Below are 22,917 nucleotides of genomic sequence, written 5' to 3'. Positions count from 1 at the left end.
TGGGTATGGGAATGCGTTTTACCGTATTGTCGAGCGGATCGACGGGCAATGCCACGGTCATCGAACTGGGCGGCACGTCGCTGCTGGTCGATGCGGGCCTGAGCGCAAAAAGACTGGAGGAGCTGTTTCGCGAGCGCGACGTGTCGCCGGAGCATCTCAGCGGCATCCTGATCACGCACGAGCACTCGGATCATATCAAGGGACTCGGCGCGATCGCGCGCAAATACAATCTTCCCGTGTACGCCAACGCGAGCACGTGGGAAGCGATGGAGAAGCATGTCGGGAAGATCGAGCCCGAGCAGCGCAAAATCATGGAAACGGGCGCCGCGATGGACTTCGGTTCGCTGCGGGCCGTCTCGTTCGGCATCTCGCACGATGCGGCGGAACCGGTCGGCTATACGTTCGACGACGGCATGCATAAGCTTAGTCTGGCGACGGACCTCGGATACATGAGCGATAAGGTCAAGGAATCGATCTACGATTCGGACGTGCTGGTGCTTGAATCGAATCACGACATCGAGATGCTGCGCATGGGCCGCTATCCGTGGAACATCAAGCGCCGTATTCTGAGCGACATCGGTCACCTGTCCAACAACGCGGCGGGAGAAGCGCTCAGCGAGCTGCTCAACGGCCGCTTGAAACGCACGTATCTGGCCCACCTCAGCCGCGACCACAACATGATGGACATCGCCAAGATGACGGTCAGATGCTCGATGGAAGACTGCGGCGTGTTTTTTAAGGACAGCGAGTTCCAGCTGCGCGATACGCACTGGAACATGCCGACTCCTTGGGACGAAGTGGGGAGCAAGACCGGGGAATGAAGGCGGAATGCCGGCCAGGTCCGGCTCTGCCCCGCAGGCGGGGCCGTTCCGAACGGACGGCGTCGGCGGCCGGGCAATCGGTTTAATGAATAGAGGATAACTAGGGCAAAAAGAAAGCGTCCGAAGCCGCCGCTCGGGACGGTCGGCATCGAAGCCGATCCCGCAGCGAGCGGATGCACGGATAGAAGGATGGGTGCATATGGGGCTGTTTGATGACGAATACTACGGCGGAAGCGGACGCCGGCGCGGGTTCAGCGAGACAAGTCCTCGCCGCGGAAGAAGACGCGGCGCTTACGGCGGCTACGAACGCCGCTCGGGCGGCGCCTGGACCGCCGCGGTCAGCGCGGTGCTCGCTTCGCTGTTGACCGTGCTGCTGCTGGTCGGCCTGTTCACGGCCGTGGTGCTGCCGCGGCTGAACGCTGCCGCGCTCGGTTCGGCTTCCGCTTCGGGCGATCCGTACGACCGGATCGTGCAGGCCGCGGCCGCCGTGCGGCCCTCGGTCGTCAGCATCGTCAACCACCGGACGGCGGGCGACACTTCGCTGGAGAACGCGGCGCTCGGTTCGGGCGTCGTCTTCGAGAAGCAGGGCGGCAAAGCTTATGTCATCACGAATCAGCATGTGATCGCCGGGGCGGGGCAGCTGGAGGCGGTGCTGACCGACGGCACCCGCCTGAAAGCGAAGCTGCTCGGTTCCGATATCATCACCGACGTAGCGGTGCTGGAGATCGACGGCGGCAAAGTCAAAGCCGTCGCGCAGATCGGCGATTCCGACCGCCTGGACCTCGGCGAGACGGTCATCGCGCTCGGCAATCCGCTCGGGCTCGGCGATACGCTGACTTCGGGCATTGTCAGCTACCCCCAGAGAGTGATGCCCGTCTCGCTGAACGAAGACGGCGTCTATGACTGGGAACAGCAGGTGATTCAGACCGACGCGGCCATCAACGAAGGCAACAGCGGCGGCGCACTGGTCGATCTCGACGGCCGCCTGATCGGCATCAACACGATGAAGATCGCCAGCGCGGGGGTCGAAGGAATCGGCTTCGCCATTCCGATCAACCAGGTCATGGCGACGGCCGACGAACTGCTGAAGAGCGGCAAGATCAGCCGGCCGTACCTAGGCGTCTACTCGCTCGATCTGAACAATCCGTACGCGCCTATGGCCGAAGATCAGGTCGACGAGCTGAAGCTTCCGAGCAGCATCGAGAAAGGCGTCGTCGTGCTGGAATCGCTCGGCCCCGCCAAAGATGCCGGCATCCGATTGAACGACGTCATCGTCGGTTTCGACAACCAGTCGATCGACTCTACCCTGATGCTGCGCAAATATCTGTATCAGCGCAAGCACATCGGCGACAAGATGAAGATCAGCTACTATCGCGAAGGCAAAAAGAACACGGTCACCGTCACGCTGGGGGAGCGGCCCGAGGCGGGGAATCAATAAAACTAACATTCGGGAGTGTCATTCATGTACTGTGTATGCAAACAACATATCGAGACCGCGCTTGAACAATTTTTGGACGAATACGAAGACGCGCCGGACCTGGTGAACCTGAAGGAGACCGAGTTCTCCGATTGGGACCCGCCGGTCAAGTGCGCGCACTGCGAAGAACCGGCGGAAGTGCTGGTCGTCTAGCGCAGCCCGCGCCGGAGAACGATTATACGCGACCGGCCGAAGGGCCGCCCGCCTGATCCCGCGCAGCGGGACTTGCGGACGGTCTCTTTGGTCGGCGACGAAAGGGAGCTTTTAAACCGATGGACTTCCTTTTTATTAACGTGTTCAGCTACGGATTGACCGCTTTGGTTCTGTTTGCTTTTATGATCAGCTACCTGCGCGACAAGCGCCGGATCCGCGTCGGCATGCTGCTGACGCTCGGTCTGCTGATGCTCGCCTTCTCGCTCATGATCAGCGTGATTCGGGCTGCCGACGAGATCGACACGGTGCGCTATGCGACCGTGTTCGGAGCGCTGATCTTTATCGTGCTGGTGCCGCTGCTCGTTATCGGTACCGGCGCGGGGCTGATCTACAACGCGCGCATTTTATGGAGGAAAGAAGGCTTTAAACCGAAAAACCTGCTGACGCTGGGACTCGGCTTATTGATCTTCCTTTACCTGGGCCTGCTGATTCTGGCGCCTTTTTGGACCGGTCACGAAGAGTTGGCGCTGCCCGTAGTCTTGATCGCGACGATCACCGCGTATCTGGGATTCGTATTCCTCTGCTACCTCGTGTCGTGCATCCTGTACAATCTGGTGCGTCCGAAGCCGCCGCGGGATTACATCGTCGTGCTCGGCGCCGGACTGAAGGGAGACAAAGTCACGCCGCTGCTCGCCGGGCGGCTGAAGCGCGCCATCGCCTTTTACCGGAAGCAGGAAGCGATGCCGTACGTGCCTCCGAAATTCGTCGTCTCCGGCGGCAAAGGTTCCGACGAGATGATCTCCGAAGCCGCCGCCATGCGCAATTATTTGCTGGAGCAGGGGATTCCGGACGAATGGATCATCCTGGAAGACCGTTCGGTGAATACGCTGCAGAACATGGCTTTTTCCAAAAAGATCATGGACGAGGAAAGCGGCGAAGGACGGTACACCTGCGTATTCGCGACCAACAACTTCCATCTGTTCCGAGCCGGCGTGTATGCGCGCAAAGCGGGGCTTAAAGCGGACGGCATCGGGTCGAAGACCGCTTTTTACTATCTGCCGAACGCGTTTATCCGCGAATATATCGCCATTTTGTCCATGTACCGTAAATGGCATATCGCGGTGATCGGGCTGATCGTGCTGATGTTCGCCCTGATTGCGCTGGCGCTCTGGTGGGTAAATCGCTCGGTCGGCGTCTAAAACGCGAAATATTCGATTGTTGGGCGGAAAAGGAGTACACTTAAAAGGAAGAAACTCGAGTGGGGTGAGCAAAAGCATGGCAGACGAAGAAGTAGTATTGACGCAGGAAGGGTTCGACAAGCTCCAGGCGGAGCTCGACGACCTCAAATACGTGAAGCGCAAAGAGCTGGCCGCGCGCATCAAGCTGGCGATCAGCTACGGCGACCTGAAGGAGAACAGCGAGTACCATTCGGCCAAGGACGAGCAGGCGTTTATGGAGACCCGCATTCTGCAGCTTGAGAAAATGCTGACCAAAGCGCGCATCGTGGATGCGAGACATATGGATTCCAATACGGTGCACGTCGGCTCGACGGTCGTCCTGAACGACGTCGAATTCGGCGAGCAGCTGGAGTACCAGATGGTCGGCCCGGCCGAAGCGGACGTGGCGAACAACAAGATCTCCTACGAGAGCCCGCTCGGCAAAGCGCTGATGGGCAAAGCGGTCGGCGACAAGATCAGCGTGGAAGCGCCGATGGGCACGATCGCGTACGAGCTGTTGGAGATCAAGGGACTGTAAAGCAGATCCGAGAGAAAAACGAAAAAGACGGCGCTTCTGCCTTTGCGGGCGAAGGAGCCGTCTTTTTGCATGACGTTCGGAAACGGTTGGAGCGCAATTATTTCACCTGCAGAATCTCTTCCGTCGTGCGGATCCGTCCGATTCTCGGGAAAATGAAATCGCGCACGTGTTCGTGCTCGGCCAGGGTAAATCCGGTCATGGCGTCGATCGCGAAAATGATCCGGTAGCCGTGATGAAAAGCTTCCCTGGCCGTCGTGTCGACGCCGATGCCCGAAGCGATGCCGCAGAGGACGATCGTATCGAGCCCGCGGCGGCGCAGCTGCAGATCGAGATCCGTCCCGTGAAAAGCGCCCCACTGCTTTTTGACGACGACGTGATCGCTCTCGGCCCGGCCGAGTCCGGGAAGGAAATCGTCCCAGCCTTCTTCCAGGTTCATGGGCGGAGGCGAGGCGTCGAGCCGGGGCTTGGGAATGTCCCGAAAATCCCGGCTGGATACATGCACAAGAGCGACAAAAGCGCCTTTTTCGCGGAAGCGTTCGGCCAGCTCGGCGGCACGCGCGACGACCGTCTCGGAAGAATAAGGGGCATACTCTACGCCTTTCGTCCAACCCTGCAGATCGATAACGACCAGGGCGGTCTTGTTCCATTCGAGCAGCGGTTCCTGTTCCTGAGTAGAGGAAGGGGCGGCGCTTTGCGTGTTCGTTTTCATTCGTGTTCCTCCTCGTAATCCGGGTATAATGATGACGATATCAGTATAGAACCGGAAAAGCGGGGCAGCGAGGGAGGAAGTTAACCTAGGAGCGGCACTCCCGGGATATTCGGATCGAGGAGGGTTGAAGAGATGCGGGAAGAATCGAAAAAAACCAAACCGCTGGCGGAATTCCTTCGCACCCGGCGGGCCCGTCTGACTCCGGAGCAGGTCGGTCTGCCCGTCGGCGGAAGACGAAGAACCCAGGGGCTGCGCAGGGAAGAAGTCGCCGTGCTCGCGGGAATCAGCGTGGACTGGTACACCTGGCTGGAGCAGGGAAGGGATATTCAAGTCTCCGCCCAGGTGCTGGACAGCTTGTCGCGCACGCTGAGGCTGGACCCGCAGGAGCGCCGGCATTTGTTTCTGCTGGCCGCGGGACATCCGCCGGCGGAGCGGCACGAGCCCCAGCTTGAAGTCAGCCCGCTTCTGCAGATGTTTTTGGACAGGCAGGGGGACAGCCCCGCATTCGCGGTGAACGCGCGCTGGGACATCGTCGGCTGGAACCGCGCGGCCGCTCTGGTGTTCGGCGATTACGAAGCGATGTCGGCCAGGGAAAGAAACACGATCTGGCGCTTGTTCACGACCGAATACGCGCGTCGGCTGCTCGGCGAGCAGTGGGAGCAAAACGCGCGGCATCGTCTGGCCCAGTTTCGCGCCAATTACGCGCACGCGGCGGGAGATCCGTGGTGGGAAGAGATGATCGCAGATTTGCAGGCATGCAGCGGAGAGTTTCGGGAATGGTGGCCTCTGCATCAGGTGCTGCATGCGCCGGAGGGAGAAAAGCGCCTGATGCATCCGACGGCGGGCATCCTGCGCTTCGGCCATTTGTCGCTTCAAGCGATCGACTCCGCCGATCTTCAAGTAACCGTCAATCTTCCGCTGGACGCGGAGACGCGGGAGAGAATGAAGAGGCTGCTGGAGACGGGCGGATAATTGACGGGAAGTTAAGCGGAAACGAAAAAGACGGCGCTGCCGCCCTGAGGGGGGAGCGGCCGTCTTTTTTGGCGCGGAAACAAAAATTAGGTTGGGAGGAAACAAGCGCAGCATTTTGCGTTATCGCTGTACGCCCCACATGCGCCGGGCGTTTTCGTCGAAGCAGGCGGTAACCTCCGGGTAATCCGAAACAAGGTCGATCCCCTGCTGCCGCAGCCTTTTCTGAAGAAAGATCGTATCGGCGAACAGACTGCTGACGATCTTCGTGCGCAGCGCCGGTGCAGGCTCGAAATGGGCGATCAGCCGGAAGATTTCGTCGAAATCGACATGCAGCACGCAGCAGATATAATCGTCCAGCAGCATGCCGGCGATATAATCGTGGTAGGAAGACCGGGCGGGGGCCGCGCCGTCGTTCGCGATAGAGGAGGTCTCTTTTACCATATCGTCTGTCGAAGGGGAAGTCTCAAACAGCCTGCCCATGACCTCGAATACGGCGCTTCGGCCCCGGGTATACTCGGACAGCAGCCCGCCGGGCGAATGGATCAGCGAGATCGCCGCGTCCAGCTCCGGATGTCCGGGAAGCGTCGGCAGCATAGGCATATCCGTCTCCGTCGACGGACGTCCTTCGAGGGCATCCAGCAGCAGAAGCGTCAAGTTCCCGCAGGCGCGGATCTCCTCCGGTCCCAGCGTCAGCCGTTCTTCGAACGCTTCATGACGCTCGGCATAATAATCGTGGTAAGCCCGGAAGTAGTCCCGTACAGAGACGCCGGATTCCGTATGGATCAGTTCGGCCTGCCCGGAAGCGGAGGCGCCGCGGAACGAGAAAGCTTCCAACGTATCGCCGTTCACCGGATGGGCGTACAGATAGAACCAGAACAAGAAGTCCCGCAGGGAGTCTTTTCGCTCGGCATTCTCCGGAGAGAGAGCGGACAAACGGGCCAACCGGAAAAAAGCGTACTGCTTCATCCGCTCGTTCATGGCGTGATAAGGCGAGAGCGGCGGAAGAGACAGCGTCGCGTTCAGCGTGTACAGCAGAAAGTTCAGCACCTGCTCGTCGTAGACGCCGAGCTGCGGGAACGTGCGGTGCAGAATAGGCCGACGATCTCCGGGATCCCCGTAGCGCGGATCGGGCGGCCACAGCTCGGTCATCCAGTTGGCGAAAAAATCGCCGTCGCCGCCGACGGGAAACAGCTCGATGCTGCCGTCGTCGCAGCTCGCGTATTCGAAGGCGCCCATATCGCGGTGCGGCAGGCCGAGATCGAATTTGAAGTTAAGCCGTTCGGCATAGAGATGCTGTAGGTTCATGATATCGCTCCGTTTCTCGGGAAATAGAGTGAACATTCTATCTCTTTCAGTATAAAACGGAAGCTGGCGAAACGGCCGCCTTTTTTTGCCGCATCGGAGATTCGGGGCAGACGATATCGTATAATGGAGGCACCACACCACGAACGGAAACCGGGAGGATTTATGTTTATTCAAATTATCGGAGTCGGCAAGTTGAAAGAGAAATATCTGGTGCAGGGCATCGCGGAGTACAGCAAGCGGCTGACGCCGTACGTGAAACTGCAGATCGTGGAAGTGCCGGACGAGAAAGCGCCGGATACGCTCAGCGACGCGGAAGTGAAGATCGTGAAGGACAAGGAAGGGGAGCGGATTCTGAGCCATATCAAGCCGGACGCCCACGTCATCGCGTTGACGCTGGACGGGAAGATGTGGAGTTCCGAAGATTTGGCCTCGGAGCTGGATCGGTTGGCGACATACGGAAGCAGCCATGTGGTGTTTGTGATCGGCGGGAGCCATGGAATTGGGGATGAAGTGCTGAAGCGGGCGCAGCAGAAGCTGTGCTTCGGGCGGATGACGCTGCCGCATCAGTTGATGAGGCTGGTGTTGGTGGAGCAGGTGTATCGGGCGGTGAAGATTAATCGGGGGGAACCTTACCACAAATGACACAAATTTTTTGACGAAGAAAAGAAATTGAAGTTTATACCAGCATTTTAAAAGACTATGCAGATCGGGAAAATTCCCTTCTTGTGCGAACCGACGCGAAGAATATCGGAAGTTCTATCACAACTTGCCGGATCGGCACCTTGAACGACAGGGTTCGTACTCTCGCAAGGTCTTCAGAATCCTACAGGTATTATAATCACAGAAGTACGACCTCTTTAATAGACATACGCGTATAGCACTGCTATAATAGACGTATGAACACATACGATAAAATATTGGCAGCTGCTCTTAAGGTACTCGAAGAGGAGGGCGGAGCCCAATTTTCGACGCGAGCCGTAACTTCGATCGCGCAGGTTACGGCTCCTACCCTCTACCATCATTTCGGTAATGCCGATGGACTCCTGAGTGCAGCTATAGTGGAAGCGTTCAAGCAGTTATTTGAAAGCAAGGTTGCCGCTGTGGAGTCCACCATTCCCGAAATAGCTCTTCGTCAAGGATGGGATGACTATGTTCGCTTCGCGGCAGCCCGTCCTCGGATTTATGCGGCGATGATGGGGCGGTTGCTCGAGGGTGCCCATATCGAGGCAGCAGACCAGTCGCACCAAGCATTGGTGAAAAATATTCAGAGAGCCGCCGACGAAGGCAAACTGGCTGTGTCCGCCGAGGCTGCAGCAGATCTGGTCTGGGCTTCCGCCAATACGGCCTCTTGGCTGTATGTGACAGCCCAGATTCGTAAGTCTCCTCCACCCCAACCCGACGTCGTTGATCTCATTCGGGAGAGCGTCATGCAGATCATTTTGATCCCGAGGACGGACGCCGATTCGGAATGAGCGATTCGGGTGACAGAGCCTGGAGACTCCAGGCAAATATTCAATTTAGAAGACGCATAAAAAAAGATCGCCTATCCAACCTGGACTCCAGGAGGATGGCGATCTTTTTTTATGTTTGGAGGATGTGAGCATTAGTTTTCTTGTGTTTGTGTTGGGTGACAGATGAAAGGCACGCCAAGTGCATCGCGCAGCACCCGTCAAAGCCATGTTCGGACCGCAGGACACTTCGAAAAAAATATAGCACTGCTATAGACAGCTCTATATAGCGGTGCTATAATGGCCCTATAACAGTGCTATACAGGGATCCATATCTTATCAAACTTAGGAGGTTTACTATGTCATTCCAAACTCAAGAAATGGTCGTCGTAACAGGTACGTCCAGCGGCATCGGCAGGGCTACCGCGGAGCAGCTCGCCGCTGACGGATTTCACGTTTTGGCAGGGGTTCGCCGTCAGGAAGACGCCGACAAAATCAAAAGCAACAATATCGAGCCGGTGATCGTCGATGTTACCGATGTCGAGACACTGAAGGCGCTGGCAGAACGGGTAGTGAAGGATCCGCTTGGTCGCCCCTTGCGGGCAGTGGTCAACAATGCCGGAATCGCCGTTAATGCACCTCTCGAGATGGTTCCGCTTGATGAGTTACGCCGTCAGATCGAAGTCAGCGTGATCGGACAGGTTGCGGTTATTCAGGCGCTTACTCCGGCATTGCTGAGCAGCGGCGGACGCGTAGTCAATGTGGGCTCGCTTGGCGGAAAGGTCTCCATGCCCGGTTTCGGAATCTATTCGGCAGCAAAGTTTGCCATGGAAGCAATCAATGACAGTCTTCGGAGGGAGATGGCCTCGTTCGGGCTTAAAGTCATCATGATCACTCCGGGTGGCGTCAGCACGGGACTGTCGGAGCAAGGGATTACGACGGCGGAGCGGCTATCCAAGTTGATGACGCCGGATCAGCACAGACGTCATGACCGTCTCTTTGATGCCGTGAAGGCTCAGGCAGAATCATGGGCCACGGACGGTATCCGCCCTGAAAAAGTGGCAGCAGTTATTTCACGCGCAATCCATGAAAGCAAGCCGCGCACCCGCTATACGGCAGGCCGCGATTCGGCACTGCTGACCCGACTGGTCCGTATTCTCCCGGACAAACTCCTCGATCGGATGCTCCGCAGTCAGATGAAGCTGCAGTAGGAGAATGCATCATGTCACAACAACAGGTTGAACATGCCATTATTGTAGGTGGATCTTTGGGTGGTCTAATGATGGGGCTTGCGTTATCCCGTTCTGGTTATGCAGTGACCATTCTTGAACGTGCAGATTCATCATTAAGAAACGGTGCTTTTATTCGCTTACACACGAAGCCCTATCGTAACAGTGAAATTGAACGAGAACTAAGGCACTTGGCATCCAATGGCAACAACCATGTTGAAGCCTGGTCAGCCATTCAACAACGTCTGCGCAACGCGGTCGCTAAAGAACCCGGCATTACCCTTCAGCACCATACACGAATTGTTAGCGTTGGGCAAAATGAATCGTCCGCTTGGGCTACCAGTGAAGAGGAGCAGACGTTTAAAGGAGACTTCTTGATTGGCGCAGATGGATATCGCAGTATTGTCCGCCGTTATTTAAGCCCTGACAAACCATTTGCAGATTATGCTGGCTATCTGGCTTGGGTAGGGAAAGTGGACGAAAATTTGCTGCCAAAGAAAGACTGGAAAAAACGGCAGCTTTCGAGCGCTTATTTCAGCGATAGTGCCGCCGGTAAATTGACAACTGCGGTGATGCCAGGGAAAGAGGGGGGAACCCATCCCGGCCAGCGATGGATAGGTTTTTGCTGGTTTGATCATTCGCATAATCCGCTGCTGTCTGAATTAGGCGTGTTAAAGGACGGGATTATCCAGCATTCCTTATACGGCGAAGCTGTTCCGGATTCGCTGCTGAAAGAACTATCACAAACCAGCCAAGCTAACTGGAGCAAAGAAGAGGATGTCGTTTTGCAAATCGCGATTAAGGATCGCAGTTTAATCGGGGCTCCTGTTAATGAATACCTCCCTAATGTATTGTCAAAAGGAAGAATAGCCATGATCGGCGACGCAGCCCATACCATGTCGCCGATGACGGGCGCAGGCTTTAATGACTCGCTTGACGATACGGTTGCCATTATGGATGCCATTAAAAAGCATCCGAATTCGATAATAAATGCTTTGAGTGAATACCAAACACGCCGTTTAGATATAGTTCGTCAAGATGTTCTTGCCGGCCAAGGCTTTAATCGTACTTTTGGACGCTCATTACAGCTTTGAACTAAGGTATTAGGAGGAATTAGAATGAACGACACAAAGAACCGTTACGTTACTGTACTCTGGGAGGCGAGAGCCAAAGCAGGGAAAGAAGCCGAGATGAAGGCATTCATGACTGCTGCTGTCACTCCGTCGCGCAACGACCCGGGCAACATTGACTACGAGGCCCACGAGGTAGAAGGCCAGCCCGGTACATTCATCATCTATGAGCGCTGGGAAAACCGGGATGCTCTCGATCGGCACCTGAACGCCCCGCGGATGCAGGAACTGGTGCCTCAGCTCTTAGAACTGATGGAGGGATCTATCGAGGAAGGGATTCGACTCTTGCAGCCGTTCCGCCCGGCGCAGTAAAATGCAGCACCGAGCGGAACTCATTAAGTTCTGTCCGTAAAGCGTGAGAGATATTTTCGTGAGCGCTTAAAGACTTTGGCGGAGGAGGCAAAACGTTGGCAACGATCGAGGATTTTGCAGCACTAGATATTCGTGTCGGAACGATTAAGGAGGCGGAGTTTTTTGAAGAAGCAAAGGTCCCTGCGATAAAGCTTAAGATTGATTTTGGACCGGAGATCGGGATGAAATCTTCAAGTGCACAAATAACTAAGCGTTATAAGATTGAGGAAATTGTAGGGAAGCAAATTATAGGAATCGTCAATTTTCCTCCTCGGCGCATTGCGGGATTCAAATCGGAGGTATTAGTTTTGGGAGGTGTCCCGGAAAAAGGAGATGTTATTCTATTAAAGCCGGATGCTGAAATGCCTAATGGTACTGCTATTTCGTAAAAAGGATCTACGGCGATGCTTTTTTAAGTCTCCAGTAATAACTGGAGACTTATTGGTATGTACGATGTAAAACTTCCCACTCTAACCTTCTGTCTAAACAAAGTTTCTGACACATTGTTAACCTATGTTGACAGACAGCAATCCCCGATTCGTTGTCCGAAACACTCGCCGATCTACCAAATAGGCAGAGAGCCGAGGGAAGGATAAAAGCTGTCAAAATTAACGAACTTGAGTTTGAAAGATGCCTCAACAATAAGCTTGTCTTTTGGTAGTCGTACTGCCATTCCACGCAGACAATTTAAATGATAAAGAGCAAAGTTAAGGCCTAGGAAGATTTCGCCCTATTTATGATACGGGTGGACCGTATCATAAATAGGGCGAATTCACGTCTGATATTACCCACGTGCCCCCTTAATAAGCCGCTGCAAGGCTCTACCGTTCAAATCTTCAATCTCTTCTCCCAAAACTCCAGATACTTTTGGAAAGAAGTATCAACTTACCGCCATACATCGGAACATTCGTTTCTGCTTTACCTACTAACGTATGGAAGCAAGTTGAGCCGCATATGGCGAATATGTTGTCGAAAAAGAGGAGGGACTTCGCGGTTGGTGCGAAGTCCCTCCTCTTTTTCACTCACCCCACCTGCGCTGCCGCGCTGACTTCCACCCACTGCTCCGGAAACGCCAGATGCGTCACGCCGATCATGCTGCCCGTCGGCCGATGCTGGAGCAGCTGTGCGATCTGGGAGCGGAGAACCGTTAGCGCCGAGACGAATTACGGCTGCTTCCGCGCAGCGCCGATCAGCATCGGAATGGCAATCACAAGTCCCAGAATCACCGTGACGATGGAGCCTTCCAAGCCGAAATCTCCGCCGGTGAGCCAAGTCGAGCCGTTTGCCGTTACGGTGAACAATCCCGCCGCAGGCAGTCCGGACACAGGGATGCCGAGCGCGCCTTCGAGCGCGTTCCAAGCAAAGTGCAGCCCCATGGCGAACCATAAATTGCGCCGCCACAAGAACGCGGCTCCGAGCAGAACCCCCGCTTCGAGGGTAATGGCGAGCGCGCTCCACAGCGTTGCTCCCGGATTGGCAAGATGGAAAGCCCCGAAGGTAAGCGAGGTGATCGCGAGCGCTATCCAGCTGCCCGTTAATTTCTGTATGGCTTGAAGCATCAATCCGCGAAATACCAGTTCCTCGAAGATAGCTGCGCCCAACGCGGCTTCGATTGCCGTCATAACAATAGAACCCGGATCTGCGACCGCCGCCCATTGAAAAGAGTAGCCGCCGAGCATGACGATCATAAGCGTGGACACCGCGATAAAAATCGCCCCCGTGAGGATGCCCCCCAAAGCTTCCTTCCATGCGCGCTTGCCGGATAGCTCCGGAGTGGGCCGCAGAGCCAAGTGCTTCATAATCAGCTTATACACCAGGATGGCTGCTGCGCTCAACAGAAGGGTTAAGGCGAGAGAAGCGGCGCCATCCACCTGCTCGGTCAGCATAAGGAGCAGCCCCTGTACAGCAATAATGGCGACCGCACCCAACAGCATCCAGGTGATCGGAAAGCGAATCAGCTTATTTATGCGGTTGGCGCTTGTTTTCTTCATGTCTGTTCTCAGCTCCTATAACGTTTGATGGTTATAAGTTTAGGCTGAAAAAGTCATATCGGCACAGTGCGCTTTGGTCATGATCCGGTTACTTCTGATTCAATATGCCTGAATCTCGGGCGATGCGGGTGGCTTCTCGCCTTCCCTTGACTTGAAGCTTCGAATAGATCGTGGAGATGTAATTCTTAACGGTCCCTTCACTGAGAAAAAGCGCCTCGGCAATGTCTTGATTGCGCAGGCCGGAAGCCAGCTTATGCAGCACTTCAAGTTCGCGGGCGCTGAGCCCGTATTCATTGTTTTTTACGGCCGATGCGGAGTTCGTGTTCAGGCTTTTAATCATTTTGCCCGCCATCTCCTGCGTGATTAACGTGCCTCCCGTATGAACGACGCGTATGCCCGCAGCCAGATCTTTGGGATGAATGGCTTTGAGCAGATAACCTTCCGCGCCATGACCCAACGCCGCAAGCACATATTCCACTTCCTTATACGAAGTCAGCATAATGATCTTGATGTCGGGGAATCGCTTCTTGATCAGGGCCGTTGCGGCTACGCCGTCCATGACGGGCATGTTGATATCCATCAGCACGATGTCGGGCCGAAATTGCTCGCAGCCTTGAATGGCCTCTTCCCCGTTTTTGGCCAATGCGGCGATTTCGATATCTTCCTCCATGGACAGCACGATATGTAAGCTTTCCAAAATCAATTCCTGGTCGTCGGCAATCAGTACCTTAATGTTCGACATGCGGGAGCACTCCCTTCAGCGGTATTTCGCATCTAACTTCGGTCATCGCCTCGGCTTCTTCCTTGGCATTCACGGACAAGCTGCCTCCCAATCGCTCAATGCGATGCTTCATCGTGGTTAGGCCAAAGCCGTAATCCGTGTTTTTGATCGGTATGCCGTTATTTCGGACTGCCAACTGCAGTAGGCTCGCGGCAAAGTCCAACTCCAAAGACAAATGGGAAGCTTTTCCGTGTTTGAGCGCATTCGTGAAGGCTTCCTGAATAACGCGGAGGACCGTCTGCCGTACTTCAAAAGGCAGCCTGGGCTCTGTCCCCATCAGCTTGACTACGAGTACGGTTCCCGTGTGCTCTTGGAAACGGGAAACAAGGTTCTCTACCTGCTCGGTAAGGCTCTCTCCTTCTTCCTCCGCCATTTCGTGCACAATGTTTCGCATATCGTCCAAATTTTGCTCGGCAAGCAACCTTAAGCGGATCAATCGGTCTTTGACCTCCTCGGGCTTCCGATCCAGTAGAGCAATCGAAGCGTCCAAGCTCATAATAAGGGAGATAAAGGAGTGCCCTAACGTGTCATGAAGCTCTTTCGACATGCGAGTGCGCTCTTCCTGAAGCGTAAGGGTCTCGACTTCCGCAGAATAGAGGGTGAGCAGCTTATTTTGCCGTTCCACTTCCAGCGCCAGTTTGTTCTTCTCTTCATAAGCCCTGGCTACGGAGCTCGCCCATATGCCGATGAAGCAGAACAATAAATTGTCTGCTGCGAAGCTGAATGCGTGCTCCCAAGGCAAATGCAAATAAGTCTGCGACAAAAAAGGAATGAAAGCCACCACGGGAATCACCCAGATCGTCTTCTTCGTCATTAAGTATCCCATGATCAGGCTGAGCAGCAAGTAGTCCGCCCTTGAAGTCAGATCCGGATGGATATCGGAATTCACATAGTAAGAACCGCCCAGCAGCAGCTCCGTAATGCAGAACCAAGTCTTGTTATTTCGAATCCCAGGAAACCAGAACAGCATAGGGACGACGAGCGCCAGCATCAGCCAAACCATATTCGCTACCGTCAGGATCGAAAATTCGCTTACTTGCAGCAGCCGATACCCCAGCAAAATATAGTGATAGGAACGAAGAGCAAATAGACCCCATTCCATAAAAGACGATATTTTCTTCATAGTATCCATTATAACGAAAAAATAGGGGGGGGGTCGGCACTTTTGTCGTTCCTGCCGCCAAATGAAGGGTTGACCTTGGACTTTACTCCAATGTTATGCTCTCGGTAGAAAGGAGGCCGTCATGAAAATCAAAGATTTTGCAAGCAAATACCAAATTCAGCCGGACACCGTTCGTTATTACGAGAAAGTGAGCTTATTGAATCCCGTTAGACAAGAAAACAATTATCGGGACTTTGACGAAGACTGTGAAAAGCAAATCCAACTGATCATCGTATTGAAACAGTTGGGTTTTACGATCAAGGAGATTCAGCAGTTGCTCATCCTGCGAGAAGACCCGGCTCTATCAGCGGAATGCAAGGATAAGACCGTATCGTTATTGGATCGGAAAATAATGAATCTTGAGGAAAGAATCCGGTTTTACCAACAGGCGCTGAAGGTCGTGCAGGCCATTAAAGAGCTTGCGAGTGAAGTGAAGTATTCGGAGAACATAGAGGACATAGAAAGGCTAGTACTTAGTTTATTTCAAGAAGATTTAGGAGGAGCGAAATGACGAATAAACAGATCGTTCACGTTGAATATGCGCTTGCTTTTGTCCTTTCTTTTTTTGTTTACATTCAGCTGCAATTTCCCGTATGGTTGTTCTTTGTTCTGTTGTTTGTCCCCGATCTTACCATGCTCGGGTATGCGGTAAATAAGAAAATCGGCGCGATCGTGTATAACTTGGGACACACTTTTATTTTCCCTCTGCTTGCCGCGTGCGCTTACTTATTCTTTGCAAGCGATTATCTGCTGTTGGGATCGATCATCTGGATCGCTCACATCTGTATGGATCGAGCGATCGGCGCAGGGTTGAAATATCCGGATTCTTCATTTAGGCATACCCATCTGCAAAGGCTGACTTAATAAGTTGGGCAGGAGTTCCTTGGATCTGTCTTCCCGTCTATTCGCGCTTCTATCATCTGGAAAGTACTTCTTCGGAATATCGGACGTTGCGGGGGCAGACGCCGAGCGGATATCTTCGCAAAATAAGGCCTGCTCTACGCATTGAACCCCGTTATAGATAGGGTTAATCTGGGGAACGGCAGGCCTCACCCCATTCACCCATACTTCCCCATCATCTTACCTAAAAACCTCCGAAAACCTTCAATGTAGCTGCTGGGCTCTACAATTTCTAAATTCGTCCCGAAACTCGCCAAAAATTGAAATCCCGCGCTGTTTTGAGGGACATGAAGGGTAGCCAATAAATACTCGGAATTATAGTTTTCGATGCTCTTCCGCCCGTACCTTTCAATAAACTGATCTTTCACGCTGGGGGAGATCAAGGCTTTGACTTCAACGAGTTCCGCTCGGTAATCGGACTCCCGCTCTTGCTCCAAGAAATCTTCTCTCGGGCTAAACGTCTGATCGGTCATCGCAAGATCATCCATCCGAAATAGTTTAAACGTCCGATATCCCCTACGCTCCAAGCAGAATCCTTTCAGATACCAACTCGTTTCGCTGAAATGAAGCCGATAAGGCTCGACCGTTCTTTTCGTGGCCGTGTCGTTTTTATCGATATAATCGAAGGTCACCAATCGGCTTTTCCCTATGGCTTGTTGGCAGGTTCTCAGCGTTTGGCGAATCTCGGATCGACCTTTCCAATCATAAAAAGACAGATGAATCGAAGCTTTGGGAGCCGACGGGCTCACCATGGCTTCGATTTTTTTGATCGTCACTTCGACTTCTTCGCTAACCAGAATTTGTTCCAAACCGCTGAGCGCCGTCAAGGTATTCTCCAAGTCGGCGCTGCTCAGCAGACGTTTATCCACTTTGTATTCATCCATGATGCCGTAGCCGCCGTTAACTCCGATGACCGAATAGATCGGAATGTTCGATACGCTCAGCGTTTCCATATCGCGCAGAATCGTTCTTTTGGACACGTTGAACAACTGGGCGAATTCGGTGGTCGAGACGATGTCTTTTTTCAGCAGAATCATAATGATCGAGATTAATCGTTCAACTTTGTCCATGGGTTCGCCTCTTTTTCTGAAGAGTATAAAACGATGACATATAGTCGTCACCGTTCGCCAATTATACTACAACCATAACAAAAAGGAGGCTGCATCTTATGTCGGCTATCGCGTATTTGAACTTTGACGGAAACGCAGAACAAGCGATTGAGTTTTATTCGGAGGCTTTCCACGCAACCGAGGTGAAACAGGTAAGATTCGGGGATATCCCGCAGGATCCGAATTACCCGATGCCCGAAAACGAGTTGAAGATGATCATGGAGTCTTCGATCGAGTTCGCGGGCGGGAAGATCATGATGTCCGACATTTTGCCTTCGATGAAAGCCGTAACGGGCGAAGTGATTAAAGGGAACAACATTCTGATCAGCCTCGTGATGGACGATAAGTCGAAACTGGAGCAATATTTCAAAAGTTTGTCCGTCGGCGGTCATGTCACCATGCCGTTATCCGCTTATCCGTGGTCTTCGTGCTTCGGAACGCTGATCGATCAGTTCGGCGTGAATTGGAAATTCAACAGCGACGCGGATCAGTTTCTGGACAACGTCATCTCGAACCGATCGTAAGTAATTCCGAAAAATGGTCTTCTCGCCGAAGGCCATTTTTTTATATGCCAAAGGAGGCACAAGTGATGAAAAACAGCTATTCTTCGCTTATCTTTTTTATGGCTTTAGGGATATTCGGCATCATCACGACGGAAATGGGCATGATCGGCGTTCTTCCCCAAATCGCTGAAAAGTTTCACGTCACTCCCGCGCAGGCCGGCTATCTGGTGAGCGCGTTTGCTTTGATCGTCGCCGTGTCAGGCCCGTTCCTTACGCTGCTCGCTTCCGGCATGAATCGCAAAACGATCCTGCTTGCCTCGATCCTGATGTTTGCACTGTCGAATATCGTGTACGCGTATACGTCGAGCTTCGAAGTGATGGTGGCTTTTCGGATTATTCCGGCGTTTTTTCATCCGATCTTTTTTTCGATTGCGCTTGCGACCGCAGCCAGTCTGGTGTCTCCCGAAAAGATCGGCAGAGCGATCACTCAGGTGATGGCCGGAGTCACCGTGGGATTTGCTTTCGGCGTTCCGATCACGTCTTTTCTCTCCGCGAACCTTTCGCTGGAAGCGGCGTTCCTGTTCGGAGCTGTCGTGAGCCTCATTGCTTTTGTAGGGATACTGGTCCTGTTTCCTTCAATGCCTGTTAAAGAAAGGATATCTTTCGGCAGGCAGCTCGGCGTATTGCGCAGCCCTCAATTGTGGCTGACGATCTTGATCGTGGTCTTGATTTTTACGGCGATGAGTTCGGTTTATAGTTACTTTGCCGAGTATCTGGGAGAAGTCACGCATATGGACGGCACTTGGATCAGCCTGATGTTAATGATCTTCGGGATCACGATGATCGCGGGGAACTTCTTGTTCGGTTTTTGGCTGAACAAAAGCAGGACCCGAACGGTGATCCTGTTTCCTCTCGCGTATGCGGTCACTTATTTATTCGTTTATTACGGGGGTTCTTATTTTTGGCCGATGGCGGTCATCGTATTCGTGTGGGGCGCTGTGCATGCCGGAGGACTGATTATAAGCCAATCCTTGTTGATGAATGATGCGAACGAAGCTCCGGAATTCGGCAATAGTTTATTCGTTTCTTTTTCCAATATCGGCATTACGGCAGGAACAGGGATCGGAGGCTGGTTTATTTCTCGATTAGGTGTGCAGCAGCTGGTGTGGAGCGGTGTCCTGTTTTGCGCGCTGGCGTTCCTGCTGATCCTGATTAAACTATTCGTTTTTAAATCGAATGTTGCAAATGCGAAATGAATATCCCGGCTATCGCCCACCCCTATGACTAGACATGCTTTTTTCGTATGACCGGACTCCTCCTCCCCCATGCTATACTCATAGGAACCAAAAGGCAGAAGGAGCAAGCGATATGATCCCATTCCGACACGACCATGTAGGCAGTTTTTTACGTCCGGCGAACTTAACGCAGGCGCGCGAACAATATAAATCGGGCAGCATCACGCATGAACAATTAAGAGCGGTGGAAGATCAAGAAATTATCCGCATCATCGAAAAACAAAAGGAAAACGGCGTGCTCGCGGTGACGGACGGCGAGCTGCGCAGAAGCTGGTGGCATTTCGATTTCTTGGGCGGTCTGGACGGCGTGGAGCTGTACGAGCAGATCGACGGGCCGCAGTTCCACAATATGCAGACGCGCAAAGGCGGCATTCGCGTGGTCGGCAAAGTCGATTTCTCGAATCATCCTTTCTTAGAAGACTTCAAGTTCGTGCAGCAGCATGCAGGCGAGACGATAGCGAAACAGACCGTTCCGAGTCCGAACATGCTGCTGTATCGCTTGGAGAACGGCGCCAACGTTTATACGGACCGTGAGGCGTTCCTGCAGGACACGATCGCGGCGTATCAGAAAGCGATTCAAGCTTTCTATGATGCGGGATGCCGATACCTGCAGCTGGACGACACCGCTTGGGCGGACCTCTTCTCGGAAGCGGGCCACGACAAGCTGCGCGCCAAAGGCCTGGAACCGGCGGAAGAGTTAAAAACGATGCAGCGCATGATCAACGAATCGTTGGCGAACAAACCGGCCGACCTCGTGGTCACGATGCATATCTGCCGCGGCAACTATAAATCGAACTATTTCTCGACCGGCGGCTATGATTATGCTTCGGAAGTGATCTTCGGCGGCCTGGACGTGGACGGATTGTTCCTGGAGTTCGACGATGAGCGTTCGGGCAGTTTCGAGTCGTTAAAGCACGTCAACCGCAAAGACCTGAAAATTGTGCTCGGTCTGCTCACATCCAAGACCGGCGAGTTGGAAGATAAAGAACAAATCAAAGCCCGAATCGCGGAGGCGGCGACCTATGTTCCTCTGGAGCAGCTGTGCCTCAGCCCGCAGTGCGGATTCTCGTCCACGGAAGAAGGCAATATTTTGACGGAAGACGAGCAGTGGCGCAAGCTGCGTTACGTGAAGGAAATCGCGGACGAAGTGTGGGCGTAATCCATCTAAATCACGAAGGGGATATGAAGATGACCATTCAAGCCGGCCAAGAAGCCGTTATTGTTGAAGCGTTGATTAACGGACAGAACACGAAGTCCCTTTCCCAGTCAGCCAAAGAGAATCCGGCCAATCCGAGCGAAATCGTGGGCTACTTCCCGGTCACGACGAAGGAACAAGCGGTCGAAGCGATCGAAGCGGCGGCGGAAGCTTTTAAAACGTGGAAAAAAACCGATATCGCGGAACGCGTGACCAGAATGCGCAAAGCGATCGAGAAGATCCGTGCGGCCGAAAGCGAGATCGTGAATCTGCTGTCCCGAGAGCACGGCAAGCCGCTGTATGACGCGCACGGCGAGATTTACGTATCGTTGATGTGGATGGAGTTCGCCTGCAATGAAGCGGCAGCGGCTCTCCAAGCCGAAGTTCAGGAGCACGATCACGGGAAAACGATTCTGTCTTACGATCCGATCGGCGTGGTCGCGGCGATTAGCCCGTGGAACTATCCGATTGCGCTGTCGACGATCAAGATCGCTCCGGCTCTGCTGGCGGGCAACGCGATCGTGCTGAAGCCGAGTCCGTACGCGCCGCTTGCGGCAGCGAAGGTGGCGGAGATTATCGCGAGCGAGTTCCCGGCCGGCGTGATCAACGTGGTGCATGGCGGGGCGGATGTGGGTGTTGAACTGACGACGAATCCCCGCGTCACGAAGATCGCTTTTACCGGCGGAACCGAAACGGCCAAGCATATTATCAAAGCGGCTTCGGACACGATCAAAGATATGACGCTGGAGCTTGGCGGCAACGACGCGGCGATCTTCTTGGAAAGCTTCGACGTGAACGACGAGCGCGCGATGCGCCGGATCGTCGTGTCCAACTTCTTGACGACCGGTCAGATCTGCATGATCGCCAAGCGCGTGTACGTCCACCGTTCGATCTATGATCAATTCGTGGAAAAATATATCGAGGCGGCCAATCGTTGGATTCGGATCGGCGATCCGTTCAATCCCGAGACGACGGTAGGCCCGGTCAACAACGTGAAGCAGAAAGAGTACGTGACCGGTCTGGTCGAAGACGCGAAGCAGCGCGGCGCTAAAGTCATTCCGCTCGGAAGAATTCTGGATCAGCAGCAGTTCGACCAAGGCTATTACCTCCAGCCTACGCTAGTTCTGGGCTGCGACGAGCATGATCGGATCGTCGTGGAAGAACAGTTCGGCCCTACGGTTCCGATTCTGCCTTTCGACGATGTAGAGCAGGCGATCGAGCTTCATAACGAAAGCATCTACGGATTGACGAGTTCGGTGTGGGGAGCGGAAGACGAGGCGATTGCCGTGGCGCGTCAGCTTGAAGCCGGAACGACCATGATCAATACCGCTGCCGTGCAGGGGCTGGACGTTCGTTTCCCGTTCGGCGGCTTCAAGCAGTCCGGAATCGGCCGCGAATACGGCACCGAAGGCATCCGCACGTATACCGAGCAGCATGTAATCAATATTCCGAAGATGCTTGATCTTCCTTATATCCCGGAATAAACGGCAGAGAAGCTGTGCGGGAATCCTGCTGTTGACGGTGGGGATGGATGCTAAATAAACGCCCTGTTTACCGATTCCCGAGAATCGGTAGACCGGGCGTTTTTGGTGATAAATCGGTCAAGAAAGCTCAGGCTGCTCGAACAAAAATGGCGTGCCCTTCAAATAGGCCTTTAATATCGCCTGCGCGAAAGGCTGATCTTCAATCAACATTTCCGTATCCGCGCCGCTCTCCGCATAGAAGCTGTACGATTCGATGATCGCGATGATCAGAAAGCTCTCGATTTTCGAAAAAGCGTCGTCTTCCAACTGCCTAACCTTGTTATAGCCTTCGATGAAAAAAGTTCTTTGCGGCGGCTGCAGCCCCATAATCGCCTGAGCGATGTCGTAAAGATGATAGCCGAACCCGCATCTGCCGAAATCGATCGGATAAGGTTCGTTCTGCTGAAAAACGATATTGCCGATATGCAGGTCCGCATGGATGATCCCGTAGTTCTGTTTATCGATGCTGAACGTTTCGATATGTGCGATCGCTTTGGCGAAGGCCGAGACATATAACTCGAAATCTCGATCCGAAATGAAGGACCGGCGATGCGCCCGCAGATGCTCCCAGTCCCGCTGAAAGCTCGGGATGCCCCAAGTAGGGCGGGAAAAGCCGGCAGACGGACTAAAGTCCAGACTGGCCTCGTGAATGTTAGCCATCATCGCGCCCATTTTCCGGAGAGACTCTTCGGTATGTTCCCCTCTTCCTAAAAAATCGCCTTCCGTCCATTTGAGCAAAGTCGCGTAAAAATGCTGCTTGCCGTTCGATGCCGCATCCGTAATGAATACGCCTGTTCGGTTCGCAGCAGGTTCGGACAAGGCGACGTTTTTGCTTTTCAGTGCCGACAACTATTCCAATTCCGAGAGGGTAGATTCGCGCGGCTTGTTCCCCGAGTGAATGCGCAGCAGAAATTTATCGCCCTCGTCGCATTCGATGCGAAAAGTGCCGTGTTCGGATAATTGAATAAAGTGAATAGAATGCCAGTCGACTTCGTATTCAGCTAACGCGCCGAGTGCCGCCTGCTTCAATTCCTTCAGCGTTTGACGCCGATTGTCCTCTGTATCGATTCGAAATCCGTTGTCCATCATAACTCCTTTGCCGGCTTGT

At 53.7% G+C, this 22,917-nt stretch carries 26 protein-coding genes; 18 read left to right on the top strand and 8 right to left on the bottom strand.

Features of this window, described 5'->3' with window-relative positions; all coding sequences use genetic code 11:
- The first annotated feature begins 5 nt into the window (after window positions 1–5).
- From GYN08_RS14745 to greA, 5 genes are all read left to right on the top strand, one after another.
- Entirely contained in the window at window positions 6–821 is an 816-nt protein-coding gene (locus GYN08_RS14745) for an MBL fold metallo-hydrolase (protein WP_166275649.1), read from the top strand.
- Between the two features lie 199 nt (window positions 822–1,020).
- Window positions 1,021–2,259, top strand: a complete 1,239-nt coding sequence (locus GYN08_RS14740; protein ID WP_166275479.1) for a S1C family serine protease — start codon at window positions 1,021–1,023, stop codon at window positions 2,257–2,259.
- A 24-nt stretch (window positions 2,260–2,283) separates the two neighbouring features.
- On the top strand, window positions 2,284–2,451 hold the full coding sequence (locus GYN08_RS14735; protein ID WP_166275477.1) for a CxxH/CxxC protein: 168 nt from the start codon (window positions 2,284–2,286) through the stop codon (window positions 2,449–2,451).
- A gap of 119 nt (window positions 2,452–2,570) precedes the next feature.
- Entirely contained in the window at window positions 2,571–3,650 is a 1,080-nt protein-coding gene (locus tag GYN08_RS14730; protein ID WP_166275475.1) for a YdcF family protein, read from the top strand.
- 76 nt (window positions 3,651–3,726) lie between these two features.
- Complete coding sequence (greA, locus tag GYN08_RS14725; protein WP_166275473.1) at window positions 3,727–4,206, top strand: transcription elongation factor GreA; 480 nt, start codon at window positions 3,727–3,729, stop codon at window positions 4,204–4,206.
- A gap of 97 nt (window positions 4,207–4,303) precedes the next feature.
- On the opposite strand, the gene GYN08_RS14720 is transcribed toward greA, so the two are convergent.
- Entirely contained in the window at window positions 4,304–4,915 is a 612-nt protein-coding gene (locus GYN08_RS14720) for an isochorismatase family protein (RefSeq protein WP_166275471.1), read from the bottom strand.
- Window positions 4,916–5,047: 132 nt separating this feature from the next.
- Here GYN08_RS14720 and GYN08_RS14715 point away from each other — a divergent pair, with 132 nt between their 5' ends.
- Window positions 5,048–5,887 (top strand): helix-turn-helix transcriptional regulator, encoded by an 840-nt coding sequence (locus tag GYN08_RS14715; protein ID WP_166275469.1) that lies wholly within the window; start codon window positions 5,048–5,050, stop codon window positions 5,885–5,887.
- Window positions 5,888–6,007: 120 nt separating this feature from the next.
- Here GYN08_RS14715 and GYN08_RS14710 read toward each other — a convergent pair whose 3' ends face one another.
- Window positions 6,008–7,192: a hypothetical protein gene (locus tag GYN08_RS14710; protein ID WP_166275467.1), complete on the bottom strand. Its 1,185-nt coding sequence runs from the start codon at window positions 7,190–7,192 to the stop codon at window positions 6,008–6,010.
- Between the two features lie 162 nt (window positions 7,193–7,354).
- Between GYN08_RS14710 and rlmH the strand changes: the two genes are divergently transcribed.
- The 6 genes from rlmH to csaA all read left to right on the top strand — a co-directional run bounded on the left by rlmH (window position 7,355) and on the right by csaA (window position 11,739).
- The gene (gene rlmH / locus GYN08_RS14705) at window positions 7,355–7,834 is read left to right on the top strand and encodes a 23S rRNA (pseudouridine(1915)-N(3))-methyltransferase RlmH (protein WP_166275465.1); all 480 of its coding nucleotides are present in this window, start codon (window positions 7,355–7,357) and stop codon (window positions 7,832–7,834) included.
- 254 nt (window positions 7,835–8,088) lie between these two features.
- The gene (locus GYN08_RS14700; RefSeq protein WP_166275463.1) at window positions 8,089–8,664 is read left to right on the top strand and encodes a TetR/AcrR family transcriptional regulator; all 576 of its coding nucleotides are present in this window, start codon (window positions 8,089–8,091) and stop codon (window positions 8,662–8,664) included.
- Window positions 8,665–8,999: 335 nt separating this feature from the next.
- Window positions 9,000–9,851, top strand: a complete 852-nt coding sequence (locus tag GYN08_RS14695) for an SDR family oxidoreductase (protein ID WP_166275461.1) — start codon at window positions 9,000–9,002, stop codon at window positions 9,849–9,851.
- An 11-nt stretch (window positions 9,852–9,862) separates the two neighbouring features.
- Window positions 9,863–10,963 carry an FAD-dependent monooxygenase gene (locus GYN08_RS14690; protein WP_166275459.1) on the top strand — a complete coding sequence of 367 codons (1,101 nt, stop codon included), beginning with the start codon at window positions 9,863–9,865 and terminating at the stop codon, window positions 10,961–10,963.
- A gap of 24 nt (window positions 10,964–10,987) precedes the next feature.
- Window positions 10,988–11,311 carry a putative quinol monooxygenase gene (locus tag GYN08_RS14685; protein ID WP_166275457.1) on the top strand — a complete coding sequence of 108 codons (324 nt, stop codon included), beginning with the start codon at window positions 10,988–10,990 and terminating at the stop codon, window positions 11,309–11,311.
- A gap of 95 nt (window positions 11,312–11,406) precedes the next feature.
- On the top strand, window positions 11,407–11,739 hold the full coding sequence (csaA, locus tag GYN08_RS14680; RefSeq protein WP_166275455.1) for a chaperone CsaA: 333 nt from the start codon (window positions 11,407–11,409) through the stop codon (window positions 11,737–11,739).
- A gap of 774 nt (window positions 11,740–12,513) precedes the next feature.
- Here csaA and GYN08_RS14675 read toward each other — a convergent pair.
- The 3 genes from GYN08_RS14675 to GYN08_RS14665 form a co-directional block, all read right to left on the bottom strand.
- The gene (locus GYN08_RS14675; protein ID WP_166275453.1) at window positions 12,514–13,341 is read right to left on the bottom strand and encodes a CPBP family intramembrane glutamic endopeptidase; all 828 of its coding nucleotides are present in this window, start codon (window positions 13,339–13,341) and stop codon (window positions 12,514–12,516) included.
- Between the two features lie 88 nt (window positions 13,342–13,429).
- A complete protein-coding gene (locus tag GYN08_RS14670; RefSeq protein ID WP_166275451.1) occupies window positions 13,430–14,083 on the bottom strand; it encodes a response regulator transcription factor in 654 nt (217 codons plus the stop codon).
- Entirely contained in the window at window positions 14,070–15,224 is a 1,155-nt protein-coding gene (locus GYN08_RS14665; protein WP_235946260.1) for a sensor histidine kinase, read from the bottom strand. Before GYN08_RS14665 ends, GYN08_RS14670 begins: the two co-directional genes overlap by 14 nt.
- 142 nt (window positions 15,225–15,366) lie before the next feature.
- On the opposite strand from GYN08_RS14665, the gene GYN08_RS14660 reads away from it, so the two are divergent.
- Window positions 15,367–15,795, top strand: coding sequence for a MerR family transcriptional regulator (locus GYN08_RS14660; protein WP_166275447.1), 429 nt, complete (start codon window positions 15,367–15,369; stop codon window positions 15,793–15,795).
- Entirely contained in the window at window positions 15,792–16,148 is a 357-nt protein-coding gene (locus GYN08_RS14655; protein WP_166275445.1) for a DUF4260 domain-containing protein, read from the top strand. Before GYN08_RS14660 ends, GYN08_RS14655 begins: the two co-directional genes overlap by 4 nt.
- 194 nt (window positions 16,149–16,342) lie before the next feature.
- Here the strand turns inward: GYN08_RS14655 and GYN08_RS14650 are convergent, their stop codons facing one another.
- Window positions 16,343–17,254: a helix-turn-helix transcriptional regulator gene (locus GYN08_RS14650; RefSeq protein ID WP_166275443.1), complete on the bottom strand. Its 912-nt coding sequence runs from the start codon at window positions 17,252–17,254 to the stop codon at window positions 16,343–16,345.
- Window positions 17,255–17,352: 98 nt separating this feature from the next.
- Here GYN08_RS14650 and GYN08_RS14645 point away from each other — a divergent pair, with 98 nt between their 5' ends.
- The 4 genes from GYN08_RS14645 (at window position 17,353) to GYN08_RS14630 (ending at window position 21,770) form a co-directional block, all read left to right on the top strand.
- The gene (locus GYN08_RS14645) at window positions 17,353–17,817 is read left to right on the top strand and encodes a VOC family protein (protein WP_166275441.1); all 465 of its coding nucleotides are present in this window, start codon (window positions 17,353–17,355) and stop codon (window positions 17,815–17,817) included.
- 65 nt (window positions 17,818–17,882) lie between these two features.
- A complete protein-coding gene (locus GYN08_RS14640; protein ID WP_166275439.1) occupies window positions 17,883–19,052 on the top strand; it encodes an MFS transporter in 1,170 nt (389 codons plus the stop codon).
- A gap of 112 nt (window positions 19,053–19,164) precedes the next feature.
- Window positions 19,165–20,250, top strand: a complete 1,086-nt coding sequence (locus GYN08_RS14635) for a 5-methyltetrahydropteroyltriglutamate--homocysteine S-methyltransferase (protein WP_166275437.1) — start codon at window positions 19,165–19,167, stop codon at window positions 20,248–20,250.
- 29 nt (window positions 20,251–20,279) lie between these two features.
- A complete protein-coding gene (locus GYN08_RS14630) occupies window positions 20,280–21,770 on the top strand; it encodes an aldehyde dehydrogenase family protein (RefSeq protein ID WP_166275435.1) in 1,491 nt (496 codons plus the stop codon).
- A gap of 117 nt (window positions 21,771–21,887) precedes the next feature.
- Here the strand turns inward: GYN08_RS14630 and GYN08_RS14625 are convergent, their stop codons facing one another.
- Both GYN08_RS14625 and GYN08_RS14620 read right to left on the bottom strand, forming a co-directional pair.
- Window positions 21,888–22,658: a phosphotransferase enzyme family protein gene (locus tag GYN08_RS14625; protein ID WP_166275433.1), complete on the bottom strand. Its 771-nt coding sequence runs from the start codon at window positions 22,656–22,658 to the stop codon at window positions 21,888–21,890.
- Window positions 22,659–22,895, bottom strand: coding sequence for a hypothetical protein (locus GYN08_RS14620; protein ID WP_166275431.1), 237 nt, complete (start codon window positions 22,893–22,895; stop codon window positions 22,659–22,661).
- Window positions 22,896–22,917 lie beyond the last annotated feature (22 nt).

It is taken from the genome of Saccharibacillus alkalitolerans (assembly GCF_011090185.1).
Lineage (GTDB): Bacteria > Bacillota > Bacilli > Paenibacillales > Paenibacillaceae > Saccharibacillus > Saccharibacillus alkalitolerans.
Note: the sequence above shows the minus strand (reverse complement) of the source record. Positions and strands in the feature narration are given on the sequence as shown.